Consider the following 18,963-nt stretch of genomic DNA (forward strand, 5'->3'; position numbering starts at 1 on the left):
TTACGGGTGGTGAATCTAAGGGATTGCCGCATTCTCCTCAGTGTCGGTTGCTGCGTGGTGCTCCAGTGGACGAACGAGGGGCTCTTCAATGGGACTGTCATCGTGAGCAGGATGGAAGTAGGTATAAATTTGCTGGGCTAATCGGGGACCAATCCCCGGAACTGTGGCAATTTTTTCAGGGCTAGCCTCGCGCAGGTAATTGATCGACCGAAAGGTGGAGAGCAACAGCTTTTGACGATGGAAACCCAATCCAGGGATTTCATCGAGGCGCGATCGCCGCATCCGTTCCGTGCGTTTTTGACGATGGAAGCTGACCGCAAATCGATGCGCCTCATCTCGCAAGCGGCGTAAAAGCTGAACTCCAGGCTGTTCTGCCTCCGTCTCCAGCGGCAGCGATTCACCCGGCAAAAAAATCTCCTCCCGCTGCTTCGCGAGGCTGACCACCCGCACATCTTCTAATAGGTTCATTTCTCGCAAAACGCTGACCACAGCGGATAGCTGACCTTTGCCCCCATCAATCATCACCAAATCGGGAAAATCTGAGGTGGCACTCACATGGCGATCGAGTACCGAGGCCTCGTCACTTTTCACTAGTTCTCCCCGCTCTTTGAGGGCAGCATACTTGCGGAAGCGACGAGTAATCACTTCTGCCATCGATGCAAAGTCGTCTGAATGCCCGCTCATCACCTTAGGGTTTTTGATTTTGTAATGACGATAGTGCTGTTTAGCAGGCATTCCATCCATGAAAACAACCTGCGAGGCAACCGCATCTGACCCTTGAATATGGGAGATATCGTAGCCTTCAATCCGACGCGGAAAATCGGGCATATCCAGCAGTTCCGCTAGATCTTGCATTGCCTGGGTGTTGCGATCTGCAAAGCGTTGAGCGCGTGCCAACTCAAAACCAGCATTGCGTTCTACCATTTCGAGCAAATCAGCCTTAGTTTGACGCTGAGGATGAATAATCGTCACTTTGCGCCCTTTAGCCGTACTGAGAAACTCAGCTAACATTTCTGTTTCGGGCAGTTCATGCTGCACCAAGATTTCTGCCGGAATTTCAATCGGGTCAATGTGTTGGTAATGGTCTTCCAAAACACGCTGAAGAATTTCTCCAAAAGTACCCGATTGGGCATCGGCAACGAAACCAAGACGACCCACCAACCGACCTGTGCGGATTTGAAATAGCTGGATGCAGGCATGATTCTCATCAGCAGCGAGGGCGATCGCGTCCCGCGACACGGTATCATCCGCCAGATCCACCTTTTGATCCGCTCCTAGGGTTTTTACTCCGACAATCTGATCGCGAATTCGGGCTGCCACCTCAAAATTCAACTCATCCGCCGCTTTTTCCATTTGCATCGACAAAATATCGACCAGTTCATCAATTCGCCCCTGAAACACCATCGCCACTTTGCGAACAATCTTGTGATACTCTTCCGAGGAAATCAGCTGCTGGCAAACACCCGGACAGCGCCCAATATCGTAGTTTAGACAAGGGCGATCCTTGAACAGCGACTGAGGACGTTGCCGCAAAGGGAACACCCGCTTCACCAAGTGCAGTGTACGGCGCAGCAAGCCTACATCCACATAGGGTCCATAAAAGCGATCGGCTTTTTTACTTAAATGGCGTTTGCGCGTAATAAAAATACGCGGATAGGGTTCAGACCAGGTAATACAGAGCCAGGGATATTTTTTGTCATCCTTCAGCAGCACGTTGTAGTACGGTTGGTGCTGCTTAATCAGGTTGGCTTCTAGGGCAAGGGCTTCGGCTTCAGTATCAGTCACAATGAACTCGATATCTGCCACTTGCCGCACCATCATTGCAATCCGGGGACTGTGGTGATGATCATCGCGAAAGTACGATCGCACCCGCGATCGCAGCTTTTTCGACTTGCCAATGTAGAGCACCTGATCGGTGGCATCTTTCATATAATAGACTCCCGGCTCTGGAGGAATCTCTTTCAAGCGATTCTCTAAGCGCTCTGGATCGTGAAGTAAAGGCAAAATCTTGGTTGAAGTCACACGCAGGCACACAACGCACTATACTCTTCGATCTTAGTGCGAATTTTAAATATGTACTTGACTCAAAATTGTGCGAAGGCGATCGTAATCATCCTTTAAGTAAAGACTCAACATCCGTCCTGCCCGCACCAACCATTCTCGGTCTGCCCGTCTCAACCCATACACTTCCCGCAGCATCGCAGCGACCAATGCATCCACAGGCACGCCGTTCATTTGCAGCAAGGTTCGCAGAAAATCTAGTCGATCAGTGAAGCGAAGAATTTCATCAGAGTCACATTGATAAACCGCTTGGTGAAGTTGAGGTGGGCGGGGCGGCAAATGTTGATAGATTAGGGCAGCATCTGGCTTTACGCCATTGCTTTTTGCTGAGTACGGTTTAAACCCAACGATCGCCGCCCGAAACTCAGTCTTCAGCATGGCAAAAATTTGAGGCTGTTGTTCTCGCAATTCTTGCAGCGATAAACCTAGTGCCCGCGCCCGATGCACCGAATCGATTGGGCTGGTGGAAGCGTAGTATACGATCGCATAAACTTGATTGCCTGACTCTTCTTCGGCCGATTTCACCCAACTGCCAAAAGGCGGCATGATAGGAAAGCTTAGATCATCTGGATCTAAGCACTGCGCCAAAAACTCGGCTGTGGAAGTTTCAATCACCTCTGCAATATGATTGGGCTGGCGATTTTGGGCAGTAAACTGAGGAAGAGGAAGACGCATGAGGCAAGCAGGAAAGCTTTAACTTCTAAGCTACGTTCATTTATAGCTTAATCCTAAGCTTAACCTTAAAGATTAAACCTGAGTTATTTCGCTTTTTTCTTTGCGGCTGCCAAGTCTACTTCCTCCAGTTCTGAAAGCTTAAACGTGATTGATTTATCCCAATTGCCGCCTTCAAACAGAACCAGTGCTTTGCCATCGCTCATCCGCTGCACTAACCCTTGAAATTGATAGTAAGTATCTTGAGAGTTGGTCACTCGAACCACTGAACCCGGAAAAATCATAGCGCTTGCTCAGATGTATTCACTAGACCAGCTTACAAGGTGAAAGACAAGAATGGTATGTCGTTTGCTTATTTTGTGATTATCTCTAAAACAGAAAATTGGCAATGGATAATCTTTTTAGCTAGAACTTCAGCCGCTGTCGGAAATTGGTAACAGATTGCACGACGCCGAGCGCTAAAAAATTCATCAGTAGGGCAGATTTTCCATAACTCAAAAAGGGTAAAGGAATACCCGTCACTGGCGACAAGCCAATCGTCATGCCAACATTGACGGCAACCTGGAAAACAATCATTGAGAAAACGCCGATCGCAATCAGTGAGCCAAAATTATCTTTCGCATTTTGAGCGATGATCACCAACCGCAAGCAAATCAGCCAAAAGGCAAATAGAACCAGAATACCGCCCACAAAGCCTAACTCTTCGCCAATAGCTGTAAAGATAAAGTCGGTATGTTGTTCTGGAATAAAGCTCAACTGCGTTTGCGTTCCTTTATACAGCCCTCTGCCCCACATTTCCCCGGCACCAATGGCAATGCGGGACTGAATTAGGTGATAGCCCCCTTTCAGGGGTTCTTGGTCTGGATCGAGAAAGAGAATCAGGCGTTTTTTTTGATATTCCTTGAGCAACCCCCACAGTAAATGCCCTAGACCTCCCGATACCAGATTGATGACCACGGCACCCAAGGTTCCTAGGCGATACCAGGGAAGACTGCGCCATGCAACGACTCCAACCACTGCAATCCAAACGAACCAAAACGGCAGGAAAGTGTTGAATATAATTGCAGAAATAAATGGAGAAAGGAGAAGCAAGAGCCAGCCCGGATTTGCGTTGCCCCAGTACAACATGCCCATCGTGATAGCACCAAAGACTAGGGAGGTCCCCAAGTTGGGCTCTAAAAAAACGAGCATCCAAGGAACGGCTACCACTGCCATAACGCGTAAAGCGGCCGGAATCGTTGAAGCAGGACGATCGCTGAGTAAGGCCGCGATCGTGATAATTGCTCCCAGTTTGGCAAATTCTGAAGGTTGTAGATTGAAGCCTGCGATCGTAATCCAGCGCTGAGCGCCTAACCCTTCGGTGCCAAAGAACTTGACCGCTAGCAGCAGCAAAATGGTTACGCCATAGATGATCCAGTGCCACTGAAGCAATTGATCATATCGGCAACGGGCGATCGCCAATGCCAGCACAAGTCCTATTCCACAGGTGATCAAATGTTGAAATGCCCAGTTTGCTCCTTCTTGGCTCAACTCGATGCTGTGAATCATCACACCACCCAAAATGGTCAGTCCAAGGGGTAATACAAACAGCCACCAGTCTACATTTTGCCAGGGCTGAACTAGGTCTTTCCAGCGAATTTTGGGCAGCGTTTTTTGTAGCATGAATCAGGAAGAACCCACTAATCAGTCACATTTCTTGAAGTCTCTCGTCCTCAGTTAAGTCTGAAAAAAAAACTATGTCAACGCGGCAATGGAAACCTTCGCAGCAATTTGCTGGGCGATCGCCGTTAGCGCTTTTGCTGAAGCAGATTCAGGATCAGCTAAAACAATGGGCACCCCGCGATCGCCGCCTTCTCGCAGAGGGATTTCCAGCGGCACACAGCCCAACAAAGGCACCTGAAGCTCATCTGCGGTTTTCTTGCCACCTGCCGAACCAAAAATGTCATATTGTTTATCTGGCATATCCGGCGGGATAAAGTAGCTCATGTTTTCCACGATCCCTAAAACTGAAACTCCAAGCTGCTGAAACATTTTTAAGCCCCGCCGCGCATCCAACAAAGCGACTGTTTGAGGAGTCGTTACAATTACAACCCCCGCCATGGGAACTGCCTGCGCCATCGTCAGTTGAGCATCGCCTGTTCCAGGTGGCATATCCACAATCAAATAATCTAGATCACCCCATTCCACTTGATAGAGAAACTGGCGAATCACACCGTTAAGCATCGGACCTCGCCAGATCACAGGTTGATCTTTATCAATCAAAAAGCCCATGGAAACCAGTTTTACGCCGTGGTTGAAGGCTGGTTCCAGAATATCTCCAGCAGCGCCTTGTTGTACCGTCACCGTAGCATCTGCTAAACCCAACATTGTTGGAGCGTTAGGACCGTAGATATCGGCATCAATTAAACCTACTTTTGCGCCTGTTTGTGCCAAAGCTACCGCGATATTGACGGCGATCGTGCTTTTGCCCACGCCCCCTTTGCCGCTGGAAATTGCCAAAATGTTTTTCACACCGCTAATCCCTTGGCGATTGGGTAACGCTTTTTGCTGAGGCGTTTCAGCCGTCACGTCTACAAGCACCTCTTTCACTCCAGGCAGCGTGCGAACTGCTTTCTCGCAATCTTCCACAATGAACTGGCGCAACGGGCAGGCTGGAGTTGTGAGCACGAGGGTAAAGCGAACAATGCCCTGATCAACCTCAACATTGCGGATCATGTTCAAGTCCACCAAACTTTTTTGCAGTTCGGGATCTTGCACAGGCTTTAAAACTTCTAAAACAGAACTGGCACTTAAGGTATCAAGCATTTCTTCACTCTGACTAAAGCAACGGGAGACGGATCGGTTTCTTCGATCTTAGAGCCAGTCGTTAGCCATTTTGGTAGAACTGCTGAGTATTTCCGCGATCGCCCGACTGACTTAATTGATTAGACTGATGGTTAAAGCATGTTGTAAAACGCCCTGACGCAGTATTTTAAGTAAAATCACTTGAATGAAGATGTCGCGAACTATTGCTTTATTAATACTGGCATTGCTGGAGCTCCTATATGTAAGCCATCTTTTAAGCCAGAAGGCTTCTGCCGAATAGGAATCTTTGATTAGAAAATCCACTCCTCAATTAGGCACCAAATAGGCCGCGAAAAACGTTTAGGTGTACCACTATGGCGCTCAACCATCTGATAGCGAGGTCCATCAACTTCAGTTTTTCCTGCCTTCTACGCTGTCAGAAGTATCTTACTGTGCATAAAGCTGCAACACTTCCAACAAGTCGCGAGTATAAGTATCCACGTAGTTGATGCTGCCATAAATATAAGTTGATGGCAGCATCAATTTCTTGGGCAATGCTTGCCACTGGTTGACCAAGGGCAAACATTTTTTCGGTTTGCACCAGCTGAAGTTGCTTTAATTCTTGGAAAATAGATTGCTATTCAACTTGATGTTGCCCATTACCAAGCAGAGCACTCTTAGAAGCACTACAGTAAACACATTTATTTAACGAAAATTCATAGCATTCTGCTGTTTTTAAGGTAAACCTTCGAGTAAGCTAATTAGACAAAAAAGAAAACTGAGAGTTTGTTACATAATTTTACAAAATTTGTTATCTTGATTAAAAAATGGAAGTAAAGAAAGGAGGAATTGTGAATGCTCGATTGATCCAGTTTTTGCAGGAAGAGCTGTCGGTTTCAGAGAGTGCGATCGCGATCGCGCAACGTCATCAGGAATTTACCCCAAGTCTATTGCCAATGATCTTGTGGCAATACGGGCTAGTCACCTTAGAAGACTTAGACCGAATTTTTGACTGGATGGAAACTGCTTAACGCATTTGAGCAGGCTTATAAAGCCGGGTTGGTGGCGGTGGCGCACCAATTGAGCTTTGTATGGCGTTCATTTTTTGATTGAGTTCGCGAATCCGGCGGGATAGCAACCGAATAATATTCACAGCGATTCCTGGAGTTTCTTCAATTGCCTCATACAACTGCTGTTGGGTGAGTATGAGGCATTCTGAGGAAGCAAGCGTAGTCACTGATGCAGAGCGAGGTTCGGCATCAAACAAAGACATTTCTCCAAAACAAGCCCCTTGCTCAAGCTGCACAAGTTCTTGACTTTCAATGTGAACGCGCACTTTACCCGACACAACAATGTAAAGCGATCGCCCTTCTTGCCCTTGAGTAAAAATAGTATGGCTATTTGGAAAGACAAGCTCATCCATTACGGAGGCTAAGCGCACTAAAAACTCTTCCCGCAGTTCTTTGAAGATCGGGACTTCTCGGATAAATAGAACTCGTTCAAAACTAGAAAGCATAACGGCGATGCAAATGAGGCGAGCAATTGCCTGGTTTTAAGAGCGATAACCTACGCAATAAAGCCATTGTTAGCAGAATTCCCAAAACCAGGAGAGTGCATTACTAAATTGTCTCAAATCCAGGCTAACTTGAGATATTTAGTAACTTTGTTGAGGGGTTTCCAGCAACTTCAGCAGAATTTCCTCTTTTTAGCTCAAGTTCTCTGAGCATCTTTTTAACTTGGGCTGTTACTAAACGATCAGGGTCTTTTTGTAAAAGTGGCAGTAAGGTTTGTATTGCCCTTGGAGAAGCCATCCATAGGTAGGATAGCACCGCTTCTCGAACAAACCCTTTGGGATGACGTAAACACGATATTACTTGCTCGCTTGTCAAACTCCAATGTGCTTGCTTTGCCAGATGAAAACAACAGGCGATCGCCCAATCAGATAAAAAGTGGCGCAGTTCTAGTAATTGGCGCAAACGATCGCTGGGCAGCGATCTCTGATCGTCAAAAATTTCTGATAAATTCCTCAGCTTTTCTTCCTCAGAATTGCGATCCAAAAGGCTGAGCAACGCTCGTTTATTGGGAATATCCAAAGTGTTATCCAAAATTTCTAAGCCCCGCGCCATATTACTGCGAGAAGCAGACTGGAGATTAAACGCCGCCGCCTTAATTGCCCCAATTGGATACAGAAACTGCATCAACAAAAATAGTCGTTCCTGAGCATCCAACAGCAAACCCTCTAGCGCCCGTTTCAGTAAATCTGCCTCTCGCATCCACATTGTTTGGGGCGACAAATCTAGCAATGCAGCATATATCTGACCCATAAACATCAGTTCTTGGTCAATAAACTGTTCTACGCCACGTCGCCCCATCTGCTTTAAGGTACTTTCAATGCCTGTTTCTTCAGGTATCTCTAGCAAGATTCTGAGAATATTGCGGCGATTGTTGCCCCATGACATTACTAAGTGGGAAATCAGGGCATCCAACGCCTCTGGAGTACCGATTAAGCCGATCGCTTGCCATGCATGAAGCCTAACAATATCTGGCTTTTGTATGTCCTCTGCCAGTTTAACTAGCATGGGCAATGCTTCATTGTGCAACCGTACCACTGCTTTCAACGCAGCCTCCCGCGTGGATTTGTACTGCAATCCCCGCAGTAATGATGGATAAAACTCTTCTAAATGTGTCGCCGCGATCGCATCCAAAATTGCCCACCTCACCCGCAGTGATTCATCCTGCAACAAGTTAGGAATGTAAATTCGCAGCGCTTGTAAATAGACCGCCTCGCCCAATGCCCGACAGCCCATCACCCGCTCTTTCTCAGATTTATGGGTGAGCATTCGCCGCAAAGTATTGGTTGCCTCTGCCTTTTGTGTGGAATCACCCTGACGCATCATCAAAGAGGAAGCGGTTCCTCGTACCACTGGATCAACTTCCGATTTCAAATACACTCGCAAGCGGCGGATATCGGGGTCTTCTTCCGTAATCCAAACAAACCGCAACGCCAAAGCAAGAACATTCGCAGAAGGAGCTTGCTCAATCAGGTCTTTTACCTGACTCAGAGATACAGCACTGGGATAAAGCAGCATTGCCTCCAGACTTTTTCGCTGTAAGGCAGGTGAGAAATCTACCAATCGGGTTGCCAGCAATTCACACGCGCTTTTGGGATAAACCTTACTTAAAAAATCAATGCAGGATTCCTTACGTTTTTCTGATCCTGGCTTTTCAAGGGTTTCCAGCAGTTTTCGCCGCAGTTCTAGCTCATCGACATCCCGGGTCAGTTGTCCCCGATCGGCACTAATCACTAGGAGGTTGACATACTTTGCTCGCAGAAGGAGGATTACTGCAACCCAAACCAATGCCAAAACCAGCATGACTGGAAACAAAATATCGAGCTGGCGATCGCCCAAAAACCAGCCCAACGTTAATAACGCTATCCCAGTCGCACCCGTAGACCACGGCTCCGCAACCCCCCGCACCATTGCTTGTACGTGGCTCCGAACCCCATCAGGGACGGGTTGAAATAACACTGGACCCACACTAGCAAATAACGTGTAATGCAGTAATTCATCATAAAATTTTAGGGCAAGCAGAATCAGAAACAGTGGTAATGTCCATGCCCACTGGCTAACTAACGGCTCTTGCCATGCCAAACTAGAAATTGCAAAAGCACTTAAAATGCCGATTCCACCTGGTAATAGCAGCGAAGCAAAAAATACACCAACCCTTTCAATTAGACGGCTTGAAGCCAACCACTGCATTGCGACCTCAAAAAGCCCCAGAATGCCGTTGAAAACGCCCAGAAATGCAGCTATTTGCCCTTCTGAAGTTGAAAACTCTTCTAGCGCTCCTAAGAAGCGGAAATCAATCAACAGGAACAGTATCTGGGACAAGATAAAAAATAAATACAGCAGGATGATATAGCGGCGCAGAGAGCCTTGCACCGAGCGATTAGTTGAAAATTCCGAGGCTTGCTCCTCTGATCCCGATCTCCGGCGCAAAAAATCTGGAAACGCTTGTTGATACGCACTACTCAGGTAAAAAAGAATCCCTGCCCCGATCGCCATCATCACACACGACAACAGCACCATATTTTGCAGGTTGCCCACCAGCTTGATCATGAAACCCAGGGAAAAGCCACTAATCACATCCGCCACTAAGATCCCGCTGCTGATCAACGGATAGGTGCGCTTAATTTCCCGGATATTGAATAACTGATTTGCAGTAATTGCGGTGTTCAGATCATTCAGGACATTCAGCGCTTCTACCCACAGCCGCATCAAAAAAATGGTGATACCAACCGTACTCACCTTCCAAAATTCAAGCGGGTAAATTGCCTGGGCACTTAATCCTAGCCAAAATAGCACCAATGGAGCCGCCATCAGCAGCGCAATAATTACAATTACACGGCGCAGCGGTAATATCTTTTGAAGTTGAGAATAAATAAAACTTAGCCCTGAGCCAATTCCCGCACTGGCAATATAAATCCAGGGCAATCCCTCTGCCTTATACTCGCTCAGAAACAGATCGGCTGTAATGGCTTCTAACCAAACCAGACCAATAGACGTGGTGGCATAGAAAGCAAACATCAAGAATGTCCGTTCAGCCTCTTCCGCCCGCAGGTTAAACCCCTGTAAAAGAGTTTGCCTCCAGCCACCCTTAGAAAACCATTGATCAATTAGTCCCATTCACTATGCCAACAATGGAGCACCACTTCAACTAAAGTGCCCTGAATGGTCTTTATTGTAGAGATGCTACTCCGTTTTGTTGCAGAATTTTTAGTCATTGAAACCGAGCAACGCGATCGCTGGCTACTTTTTAGGAGCCAATAGCATCATCATATTGCGCCCTTCCTGCTTAGGAAATTGTTGAACTTCAGCAAATTCTTGCAGATCATTGGCTAAACGAGATAGCAAATCTCTTGCCATGTCACTATGCTGAATTTCGCGACCCCGAAACATAACGGTTGCCTTAACTTTGTCGCCATCTTGCAAAAAGCGCTTTGCCTGATTGATCCGCACATCATAGTCATGCTTCTCAATTTTGTACCGCATCTTCACTTCTTTGACTTCAACGTTATGCTGCTTCTTCTTAGCCTCTTTTGCCTTCTTCTCTTGTTCAAACTTAAATTTGCCATAGTCGATAATTCGGCAAACAGGGGGATCTGCTTTATCAGTCACCAAAACCAAATCCAGTTCCTTTTCCTCAGCAAGCTGTAATGCTTCACGAGGGGTCATGATTCCCAACTGTGAGTTGTCTGAATCAATCACTCGAATCTTAGGGAATCGAATCCGTTCATTGATGGTGGGGAGATCGCGTGTCGGTCTATTTCCAGTCACAGGCAGTTTTAAAGAGAATAATTGGAGTGAGATAGCAACAATAAACTACTGCGTAGTATGGTTGCAACCTGGCTTTTTGCAGAGATTTAAGACACCTATGGCTCGTTTAAAGAATTAAGGTTATTGCTTATATCCTTGAACATACGATTGTATCTGACATTTTGCTCAGTCGCTTTATTTTTTAGAGATTGTTCATGAAGTTTCCAAGCAGATAAGTTTTAGCTCCTTTTTTATGCATTTTCCTGGATTTAGACAGAATTTTGTGATGAAAACAGATGAAGCGATTGTTAGGATCCATTTACACACTGGGTAGAAAGCAATGGCGATGACTTCCATTCCCTGGCAACAACGATTGGGCAATCAGCGAGATTGGATTTGGCGAGGATGGCAAACGCGCTATACCTGTGTGCGCTCTGCTGGTTCTAGCTCAACGCCATTGCTCTTACTACATGGTTTTGGCGGCTCAATTGGGCACTGGCGGCATAATTTACCCGAACTGGGGCAGCATCACACTGTTTATGCCTTAGATTTATTGGGGTTTGGTGCCTCTGAAAAAGTGACGGCTTCCTTTGGCGTTGAGCTATGGGTGGAGCAAGTGTATGATTTTTGGCGATTGTTTGTGAAGCAGCCTGTCATTTTAGTTGGAAATTCGATTGGGTCTTTAGTAGCTTTGGCGGCGGCAGCGACTCATCCAGAGATGGTGAGTGGAATTGTGATGCTGAATTTACCGGATGCATCGGTGCTAGAAGTGCCGCTGCGGATTAAGCAGGCGATCGCTTTGCTGAATCCGCTTTCCCGCCCTGCTCTTGCCTTAACTAAATGGGTCGCGACTTCTCCACTCATCTTTGATGGGTTGTTTTGGTTAGTGCGCCATCCACAAGCGATTCGCCTTTTTTGGGCACGACAGGCTTACGCTGGAAAGGCAGCAGTTACTGATGAGTTAGTGGATATTTTTTCTACTCCTGCCTATGATCGCAACGCGGTAAAAGCGCTACGAGCAATGGTGCGATCGACGGCCCAACCCAGTAGAGACTACGCAGCCAAAGTGGTATTGCCAACCTTAACGATCCCCATGTTGCTGTTTTGGGGACTGAAAGACACGATGGTGCCACCCCAACTAGCAAAATTGTTTGTGAAATATAACCCAAACTTAAAACTAGTAGAAATTGAAGATGCTGGGCACTGCCCCCATGACGAGTGTCCTGAGATCGTCAATCAAGAAATTTTGAACTGGATCAATTCTTGGACAGAAGGGCAAAGAAATGAGTTTTGAGTTTCGACACCCACACCCGATCTCTTAAACCCATGCTTTCTCATTTCACAACTTTCACTTCAATTCCCAAATTGACCTTCTTAAAAAGCTCTTCAATATCTTTGTTGTACATACGGATGCAGCCGTGAGATGCTGCTGTGCCGACAGATTTGGGATTATCGGTGCCGTGGAAGCCAATCCAGTTTTTTCCATTACTCCAAAACCCAATCCAATAACGCCCTAGGGGGTTCTCTGGATCGCCACCTGGAATAACAATTCCTTTTTTGAGGGGATGAATCCAAGCGGGATCGCGAAACATCTGTTTTACCTGAAAAGTGCCTTTAGGAGTTTCCCAACCCGCACGACCCACCGCGATCGGGTAGCTTTTGACAACTGCGCTGCCTCGATACAGGGTTACACGACGAAGGCTTAGCTTGATCTCTAGACGCAGCGGTTGATCCTGATTTGGTTTTTGAAACGGCTCTTGAATGTATAACGGTTTCAGTTCTGGGTTGGTCGGAGGCAACTCAGGCTCTAAATCTCGCGGTGGAATGGTCGAAGGCGCATCAAAGGGAGAATTGGGAAGGGCGATCGCATCACCTGATTGAACGGGGGGGAGGGCAGCAAAAGTGACTTGAGGCAGCGACACTAGACCCACTATGCCGATTGTCGCAATATCCCCTATGAATTTAGACAAACGGTGCATGGTCAGAAGCCATAAATCTTAAACAACCTATTTTCATCATATTCGAGTTACTTCAAACGTGGCTTCAACCCATAGTGGCTCTACCGATTTCGCCGCAGTTTTAGCCCCAACCCTAAGAGCGCGATCGCCAAAGCACTACCTGCCACCTCAGATGGTTCGGGTACGCTCTCGCAGCGCTCAGAACAGGGTGGAGGCGTGGGTGCAGGTGGAGGCGTGGGTGCAGGTGGAGGCGGCAGTTGCTTCAATTTATAGGATACTGAGCCAACCAATCCTTGTTTGGTTATAGGATTTGGATAAGTCTCAAACCCAATGTAAAAGCTCTTGCCCAGAATTGAGAAGCTGATATCTGAGGTGGGCGGAATAACAACCAGGCTTAAACCTACAAGAGCATTATTTCGAAAGTAAACTGCTGGGAAGCCAAATTCATAATCTAGATCTTGCTTTTCTGAGTACGCTTTGCCTAGAAAATTGAATAAAACCGATAGTTTGTTTTGCTGCACTGTTGCACAAGTGAAAGCGGGGTCATCTTGGCAGGGTTGCAGTGGGTTTGAGCTATCGTAGCTGAAGCTGCCTTGATAGATGCCCTTGTAATTTCCTTGAGCTATATCAACGGTCATGTCGTAGGTTAAAGTGACCGCTTGTGCCGGTTTAGGGGTCAGATACCAAAGAGGGATTGCTCCTACCGCGATCGCACCCGCCGCTTTCAATCCTGTGAATATGGGTTTTGCTAACACAGAATGCCTCACAAGAAATCAAACTTTAGAGAGGAACGCTAAGGAGTTTTGTAAAAACCTTAGTCAAATCTCGGCTAGTAGCAGACTCATAAAACTGAACTCACTAAAGCAGACGCACAACAAGCAGAGTTTGTTTCTGATGGCTATTTGTTTTTAGCTAACTATTTATCCCTCATATGTCACTCTAGTTAAAGTAAAATCCAGGCAAAACGCTGAAAGTCTTTCACCGACTGCTGTCTGGTATATACGCTTCATTGTCAAATGTTTTGAAATATCGGAAATAAGCTGCGTATGCTAAGACTCAAGCCGTATAGAAGCTTCAGCATTTTTGATTAAATTTGCTTTTCCGAAAGTGATTCAAGAGGGTTATAGCAACGGACGGAAGACTTAGGACAAGGGTCAATTCACAAAGCTCACGGGTGTTGATGTTCATCACCAATCTGTCCTAACACACCCGGCGACAGCTATACCTGCTAGGACTAATAGTTTTATTCAAAGAATTGAAAATTGAAATCGGGCGATCACAACCTAAAAAGACATCAGCAGTTGTCACACTGTTTCAAAAAACTTGTCAAGCTGGTTTTTTGATTTCCTAATGCAGATTAGCTAAATCGCAAGGTCACTGCCCAGTAATCCTACGGAGGCTTTATTAAAGCTTCATGAAAATATATTTTAGGATTCGAAAAATTAGCAGTTTTGCCTCCCTCAAGCAAAATTCAGCCAACACATTTCCGAAATTCCACCGTTCCCGCTGTATTTGTATTACGATGCTACTTTTGTAGTGCGGCAATTCTGTCAACTTGATTGCAAAGTTGGACAATATTTTCAAGAGTAAATTTTTGCCTGCAAGCAAGTTTACTCAATAGGCATTCATACAGCGTCTGAATCGGATATCAAACGCTGTGCCGTAAATTGCAATGAAAATTACTGAAGGCTCACTGAGTTAACTAGAAGTATTGCGCGGGAAAACTGGCTGCATAGAGTCAGGATTTGTTCGAGGGAGGCGTTATGGCAAAGTTTCGAGATGTCATTTTTTATTACCGTAATTACTGGCTGATATCGCTTTTCAGCGTTGTAGCAATCAGTCTATTTGAGATGATTGATTTATTTGTGCCTTATGCGATTGGGCAAATTTTGAATGTATTGTCTAATCAACCGCTCGATCGCCCGGTGCAAGGAATCGTGGCGATCGCGGCAAATCTCTCAGGGCAACCGCAGAATCAGGCGTTGTCTTTGGTTATTTTGGTGGTGCTGATTGGCATTGTATCGGTTGGGCGTGCCCCCATTCAGCCTTGGCTAGGTGCCTGGTTTAACTGGGATACTGCATTTCGGGCACGGCGAGACTATACCCGAAAATCCCTAGAGAAAATTCTGACACTACCCCTAGAATTTTATGATGAAAACAATCCAGGACGAATTGCTTCGCGAGTGGCAAAGGGCATAGCGAATCACACCTGGACTTATCCAGAGATCACGGGACAGCTAATCCCTAAGCTATTTCGCGTGGTGGGTATTTCTGTGGTGATTTGGTTGATTGACTGGAAAATCGCGCTGCTGGTACTGGTTTCTTTTGTAGGGATTATTAGCTTCAGTGCGTTTGGCTTAAAAAGCCTAGCCGATCAAGAAGAAAGGCTGGACAAATATACAGAGGACACGGACAGCCGCACTTCTGAGATTATTACCAACATCAAGACCGTGAAAGCCTTTGCTACAGAATCTGAAGAGCTAAAACGGCAGCAGCAACGAATCGATCGCGAATTCAAGGTGTTGAATTACCGAATTCACAAAGGCTATGTGATTTTGGGAACCTACGAACGCACTATTGTCCAAACCTGTGTGTTTTTAGTACTGGTGTTTACTTTGTGGGCAGCCGTTCAAAATCAGATTTCGATCGGGCATTTCATTACCGTTTTGACGGTTTCCAGCATGGCATATGCCGAAGTGGAACCCATTAGTCAACTGGCAGAGATATTTGCCCGTCGCTATGCTTCGATGATTCGGTTTCATGAGTTTATGCAGATCCCGCCAGGAAAGGATGCTGGCAATTTGGTGGTTGATCCCGCATCTGCCCCAATTTATGGCTTTACGGGCAAAGTGGAATTTTCTCATCTTGCGTTTAGCTACAATCCAGGTCGGCCGGTGCTGCAAGATATCAACCTGCTGGTGGAGCCATATCAAACGGTGGCATTGGTGGGGCGATCGGGGTCTGGCAAATCCACTTTGGTCAAGCTGCTGTTTCGCTATTTTGAACCGGAGAGGGGTGCCATTTTAATAGATGGGGAAGATGTCCGACGACTGGATATTACGGCGTATCGCAAACGACTGGCGATCGTCCACCAGGAAGTAGACATCTTCAACGGCACATTGATGGAAAACCTCACCTATGGCAATCCTCACGCAACAGTGGCGGAGGTGAAGGAAGCCTGCCGCATTGCTCAAGCAGATGATTTTATTCGTCAAATGCCTAGAGGCTATGACACCACGGTAGGGGAGCGAGGCGTGCGCCTATCGGGTGGACAGCGGCAGCGGGTGGGCATTGCCCGCGCCTTGATTATGAACCCGGATGTGCTGGTGTTTGATGAGGCAACTTCTAGTTTGGATTACGAGTCGGAGCGATCGATCCAATTGGCAATGCGATCGCTGCTGGGCACCCGGACTTTAATTATCATTGCTCACCGCCTTAGCACGGTGCGGGAAGCTGACAAAATCGTGGTGTTGGAACATGGGCGGATTGTGGAAGTGGGTAGCCATGACCAACTGCTAAATCACGGCGGCATTTATCAACGATTACACTCGCTTCAAGAAACGGGAGAATTGTTGGCGTAGGTGCTTGCAATACAGAGATGCTTAACACACTCTTGTATTTTAAGAATAGAAAGGAGAGGCCCGGACGCACCCAAGCTCGTAGCATGGATTCAAGTTCCTGACCTCCAGGATCGAAGACCAAGCCTTGAATTCTGATAAGTTTTGCCTCACTCTTTGCTCTATAAATAGTATCTACGCGATCGCACCCCACACTCCTATGTCAACGATTGCTCTTTTTGGAACCAGTGCTGACCCGCCCACTCTTGGGCACCAGGCAATTTTGGCATGGTTGTCTTACCGCTTTGATGGCGTAGCGGTGTGGGCATCTGATAATCCCCTTAAGACGCATCAAACCCCTTTGGCTCATCGTCTGGAAATGCTAAAGCTGCTGATTCAGGATCTCCAGCGATCCCGTCCCAATGTGCAGTTTTGCCCAGACTTAAGCCAGCCACGCACGATTCATACTTTAGAGATTGCCAAACGGCGCTGGAGTACTGTTAATTTTACGTTCGTGGTGGGTTCCGATCTGGTAGCCCAATTGCCGAACTGGTATCAGATTGAGGATTTATTACGAGAAGTGAACCTGCTCGTCGTGCCAAGACCGGGCTATCCTTTGAGTGAGGCAGCTTTGGAGGTATTGAAGCAGCGCGGCGCAAGGGTGGCTATCGCTGACCTGATGGGTCCCGATACTTCATCTACTGCCTACCGTAACCATAAAGATACCGACGGACTCACCGCTTCTATCGAAGATTACATTCGCCGAGAGCACCTATACGAATGCCAGGACGCGTCCCCAGAAAAACAAATCCAGTGGCAGATAGCCCAAGGCTAGCCGACTTCAAAGTAGGAGTCGATAATGTGATCTTTTCCGTAGACACTGAGCAAAATCGCTTGCTCGTGCTACTAGTGATGCGTGATGAACCGCCTTTTTTGGATCAGTGGAGCCTGCCAGGAACGCTTGTGCAGCAAGGTGAATCGTTAGAAGATGCGGCCTATCGCATTCTGGCAGAAAAAATTCGCGCCAATAATCTCTATTTAGAGCAGCTTTACACCTTTGGCGGACCGCAACGTGACCCGCGTGAATCAGCAGACAGCTATGGCGATCGCTATTTAGCGGTGAGCTATTTTGCCCTGGTGCGCTTCGCAGAGGCCGAACTAATTGCCGATGGGGTAAGCGGCATTGCTTGGTATCCCTTGAGCCAAGTACCATCCCTCGCTTTTGACCATAATCAGGTGTTGGAATATGGTCATCGTCGTTTGCGAAATAAGCTGGAATATAGCCCCGTTGCCTTTGAAGTACTGCCAGAGCTTTTCACCCTCAGCGATCTCTATCAGCTTTACACCACCGTGTTAGGCGAAAACTTTTCGGATTATTCCAACTTTCGATCGCGCCTGCTGAAACTGGGTTTCTTAGCCGATACGAGGGTCAAAGTCTCTCGTGGAGCCGGACGACCCGCCAGCCTCTATCGCTTTGATGCCGAAGCGTTTGCACCACTCAAGGATAAGGCGTTGGTGTTTATTTAGAGAATAGTTATTAGTCATTGGTCATTGGAGATCAATTTATGCGATTCAAGCGAACGAAAACAAAAGTAAGCTTTCAAAGTGAAGCGGATTTGGAAGACTTTGTTTGGATTCATCTAGAGCAATTATTTGGTTTTAAAGCGTTCAAACGCCAGTCTATGATAGCAGGTGAAATTTGCGATATTTTAGCTATCGTGCCTTCTAAAAAGTTAGTCGTTTTAGAGCTTAAAAATCAAGCTGATCGCTATATTGTTCAACAACTAACTCGATATTATGACAACTTAATCAGTCAAAAACCTTTTTCGTCAGAAATAGATTATGAAATTCCAGTTCGGCTCATTGCTGTAGCACCTACCTTTCACCGACACAACTTAATTGACCAAAAATATAATCAACTAGAAATCGAATTTTTGACTGCTAAAATTTCCGACCACAATGATAAAAATTACTTTCAAATTCATGACTTAGAGGGGAACCTTAAAGCAGAAATTGATTTGTATACACCTAAAACTGATTCGTCTGACGCTAATTCAATAGAAGATATAGACGAACGAGCTATTCGGGAAGAGAAGGTTAACAAGACTCTCTATCATTATGTCCGTGTTCGCTATGCTCACAAACTTGGCTTATCTGATGTCAGCCCAGAAGAACTAGCGGCGAGTCGGTTAAAATATCCTGATAAAGGATCGAAGCTTTTTAAGATTCAGATTAATCAGATTACTCCGAGTGGACATACTAAATTTGTCTCTGTACGAGTTCCCTCCAGTATTGGAGTCAGTGAATTTTTACGATGGGTAAGAAAAAATATTCCAACCGCTACAGGCGTGAAAAGTTCTGGACCTACATGGATAGGCGGTTTTCAAGGCGATAATTCTCAAAAAGAAACTGCTGAACTATCAAGCGATGAAGAGAAAGCTAACGATTAAATTAACGGGTTTTATTTACTTAATTCAAAAGGTTTATTAGATCGGATTGGGCTAATTCAAGACATTGAAGATTTATTAGGACGTAAGTGGATATTTCGTTTTGCGATCGCGTTAATTAGTTAAAGGCAATGATGGAGCAATGCTATCAATTTTAGACTGGGGA

The 18,963-nt window shown here is 46.3% G+C and carries 17 protein-coding genes; 6 read left to right on the forward strand and 11 right to left on the reverse strand.

The window, feature by feature from the left end:
- Nucleotides 1-15: 15 nt before the first annotated feature.
- The 6 genes from uvrC to JOY44_RS32310 all read right to left on the reverse strand — a co-directional run bounded on the left by uvrC (nucleotide 16) and on the right by JOY44_RS32310 (nucleotide 6,099).
- Nucleotides 16-2,022, reverse strand: coding sequence for an excinuclease ABC subunit UvrC (uvrC, locus tag JOY44_RS04670; protein WP_171572544.1), 2,007 nt, complete (start codon nucleotides 2,020-2,022; stop codon nucleotides 16-18).
- A 45-nt stretch (nucleotides 2,023-2,067) separates the two neighbouring features.
- On the reverse strand, nucleotides 2,068-2,736 hold the full coding sequence (locus tag JOY44_RS04675) for an HAS-barrel domain-containing protein (RefSeq protein WP_171572545.1): 669 nt from the start codon (nucleotides 2,734-2,736) through the stop codon (nucleotides 2,068-2,070).
- A gap of 83 nt (nucleotides 2,737-2,819) precedes the next feature.
- A complete protein-coding gene (locus JOY44_RS04680; RefSeq protein WP_171572546.1) occupies nucleotides 2,820-3,017 on the reverse strand; it encodes an NAD(P)H dehydrogenase subunit NdhS in 198 nt (65 codons plus the stop codon).
- 121 nt (nucleotides 3,018-3,138) lie between these two features.
- Nucleotides 3,139-4,395: a rod shape-determining protein RodA gene (rodA, locus tag JOY44_RS04685; protein WP_171572547.1), complete on the reverse strand. Its 1,257-nt coding sequence runs from the start codon at nucleotides 4,393-4,395 to the stop codon at nucleotides 3,139-3,141.
- 72 nt (nucleotides 4,396-4,467) lie between these two features.
- The gene (locus tag JOY44_RS04690) at nucleotides 4,468-5,538 is read right to left on the reverse strand and encodes an Mrp/NBP35 family ATP-binding protein (protein ID WP_171572548.1); all 1,071 of its coding nucleotides are present in this window, start codon (nucleotides 5,536-5,538) and stop codon (nucleotides 4,468-4,470) included.
- A 426-nt stretch (nucleotides 5,539-5,964) separates the two neighbouring features.
- Nucleotides 5,965-6,099 carry a hypothetical protein gene (locus tag JOY44_RS32310; protein WP_281063278.1) on the reverse strand — a complete coding sequence of 45 codons (135 nt, stop codon included), beginning with the start codon at nucleotides 6,097-6,099 and terminating at the stop codon, nucleotides 5,965-5,967.
- Between the two features lie 245 nt (nucleotides 6,100-6,344).
- Between JOY44_RS32310 and JOY44_RS04695 the strand changes: the two genes are divergently transcribed.
- Entirely contained in the window at nucleotides 6,345-6,548 is a 204-nt protein-coding gene (locus tag JOY44_RS04695) for a DUF2949 domain-containing protein (RefSeq protein ID WP_171572549.1), read from the forward strand.
- Here the strand turns inward: JOY44_RS04695 and JOY44_RS04700 are convergent.
- The 3 genes from JOY44_RS04700 to infC form a co-directional block, all read right to left on the reverse strand.
- Nucleotides 6,545-7,033 (reverse strand): Crp/Fnr family transcriptional regulator, encoded by a 489-nt coding sequence (locus JOY44_RS04700; protein ID WP_171572550.1) that lies wholly within the window; start codon nucleotides 7,031-7,033, stop codon nucleotides 6,545-6,547. The two genes, JOY44_RS04695 and JOY44_RS04700, sit on opposite strands and share 4 nt — an antisense overlap.
- Before the next feature lie 124 nt (nucleotides 7,034-7,157).
- The gene (locus JOY44_RS04705; protein WP_171572551.1) at nucleotides 7,158-10,205 is read right to left on the reverse strand and encodes an Npt1/Npt2 family nucleotide transporter; all 3,048 of its coding nucleotides are present in this window, start codon (nucleotides 10,203-10,205) and stop codon (nucleotides 7,158-7,160) included.
- 123 nt (nucleotides 10,206-10,328) lie between these two features.
- Nucleotides 10,329-10,856, reverse strand: coding sequence for a translation initiation factor IF-3 (gene infC, locus JOY44_RS04710; RefSeq protein ID WP_197984955.1), 528 nt, complete (start codon nucleotides 10,854-10,856; stop codon nucleotides 10,329-10,331).
- 319 nt (nucleotides 10,857-11,175) lie between these two features.
- Between infC and JOY44_RS04715 the strand changes: the two genes are divergently transcribed.
- Nucleotides 11,176-12,129 (forward strand): alpha/beta fold hydrolase, encoded by a 954-nt coding sequence (locus tag JOY44_RS04715; RefSeq protein WP_197984956.1) that lies wholly within the window; start codon nucleotides 11,176-11,178, stop codon nucleotides 12,127-12,129.
- Nucleotides 12,130-12,169: 40 nt separating this feature from the next.
- Here JOY44_RS04715 and JOY44_RS04720 read toward each other — a convergent pair whose 3' ends face one another.
- A complete protein-coding gene (locus tag JOY44_RS04720) occupies nucleotides 12,170-12,814 on the reverse strand; it encodes a L,D-transpeptidase (RefSeq protein ID WP_171572552.1) in 645 nt (214 codons plus the stop codon).
- A gap of 80 nt (nucleotides 12,815-12,894) precedes the next feature.
- A complete protein-coding gene (locus JOY44_RS04725) occupies nucleotides 12,895-13,548 on the reverse strand; it encodes a hypothetical protein (protein ID WP_171572553.1) in 654 nt (217 codons plus the stop codon).
- 1,008 nt (nucleotides 13,549-14,556) lie between these two features.
- Here JOY44_RS04725 and JOY44_RS04730 point away from each other — a divergent pair.
- The 4 genes from JOY44_RS04730 to JOY44_RS04745 all read left to right on the forward strand — a co-directional run bounded on the left by JOY44_RS04730 (nucleotide 14,557) and on the right by JOY44_RS04745 (nucleotide 18,800).
- The gene (locus JOY44_RS04730; protein WP_171572554.1) at nucleotides 14,557-16,374 is read left to right on the forward strand and encodes an ABC transporter ATP-binding protein; all 1,818 of its coding nucleotides are present in this window, start codon (nucleotides 14,557-14,559) and stop codon (nucleotides 16,372-16,374) included.
- Nucleotides 16,375-16,570: 196 nt separating this feature from the next.
- Nucleotides 16,571-17,185, forward strand: coding sequence for a nicotinate-nucleotide adenylyltransferase (locus JOY44_RS04735; RefSeq protein WP_171572555.1), 615 nt, complete (start codon nucleotides 16,571-16,573; stop codon nucleotides 17,183-17,185).
- Nucleotides 17,131-17,877 carry an NUDIX hydrolase gene (locus JOY44_RS04740; RefSeq protein ID WP_171572556.1) on the forward strand — a complete coding sequence of 249 codons (747 nt, stop codon included), beginning with the start codon at nucleotides 17,131-17,133 and terminating at the stop codon, nucleotides 17,875-17,877. The genes JOY44_RS04735 and JOY44_RS04740 overlap by 55 nt, the downstream gene beginning before the upstream one ends.
- Nucleotides 17,878-17,915: 38 nt before the next feature.
- Nucleotides 17,916-18,800 carry an endonuclease NucS domain-containing protein gene (locus tag JOY44_RS04745; RefSeq protein WP_171572557.1) on the forward strand — a complete coding sequence of 295 codons (885 nt, stop codon included), beginning with the start codon at nucleotides 17,916-17,918 and terminating at the stop codon, nucleotides 18,798-18,800.
- Nucleotides 18,801-18,963 lie beyond the last annotated feature (163 nt).

It is taken from the genome of Leptolyngbya sp. Cla-17 (genome assembly GCF_016807185.1).
Taxonomy (GTDB): domain Bacteria; phylum Cyanobacteriota; class Cyanobacteriia; order Leptolyngbyales; family Leptolyngbyaceae; genus ULC077BIN1.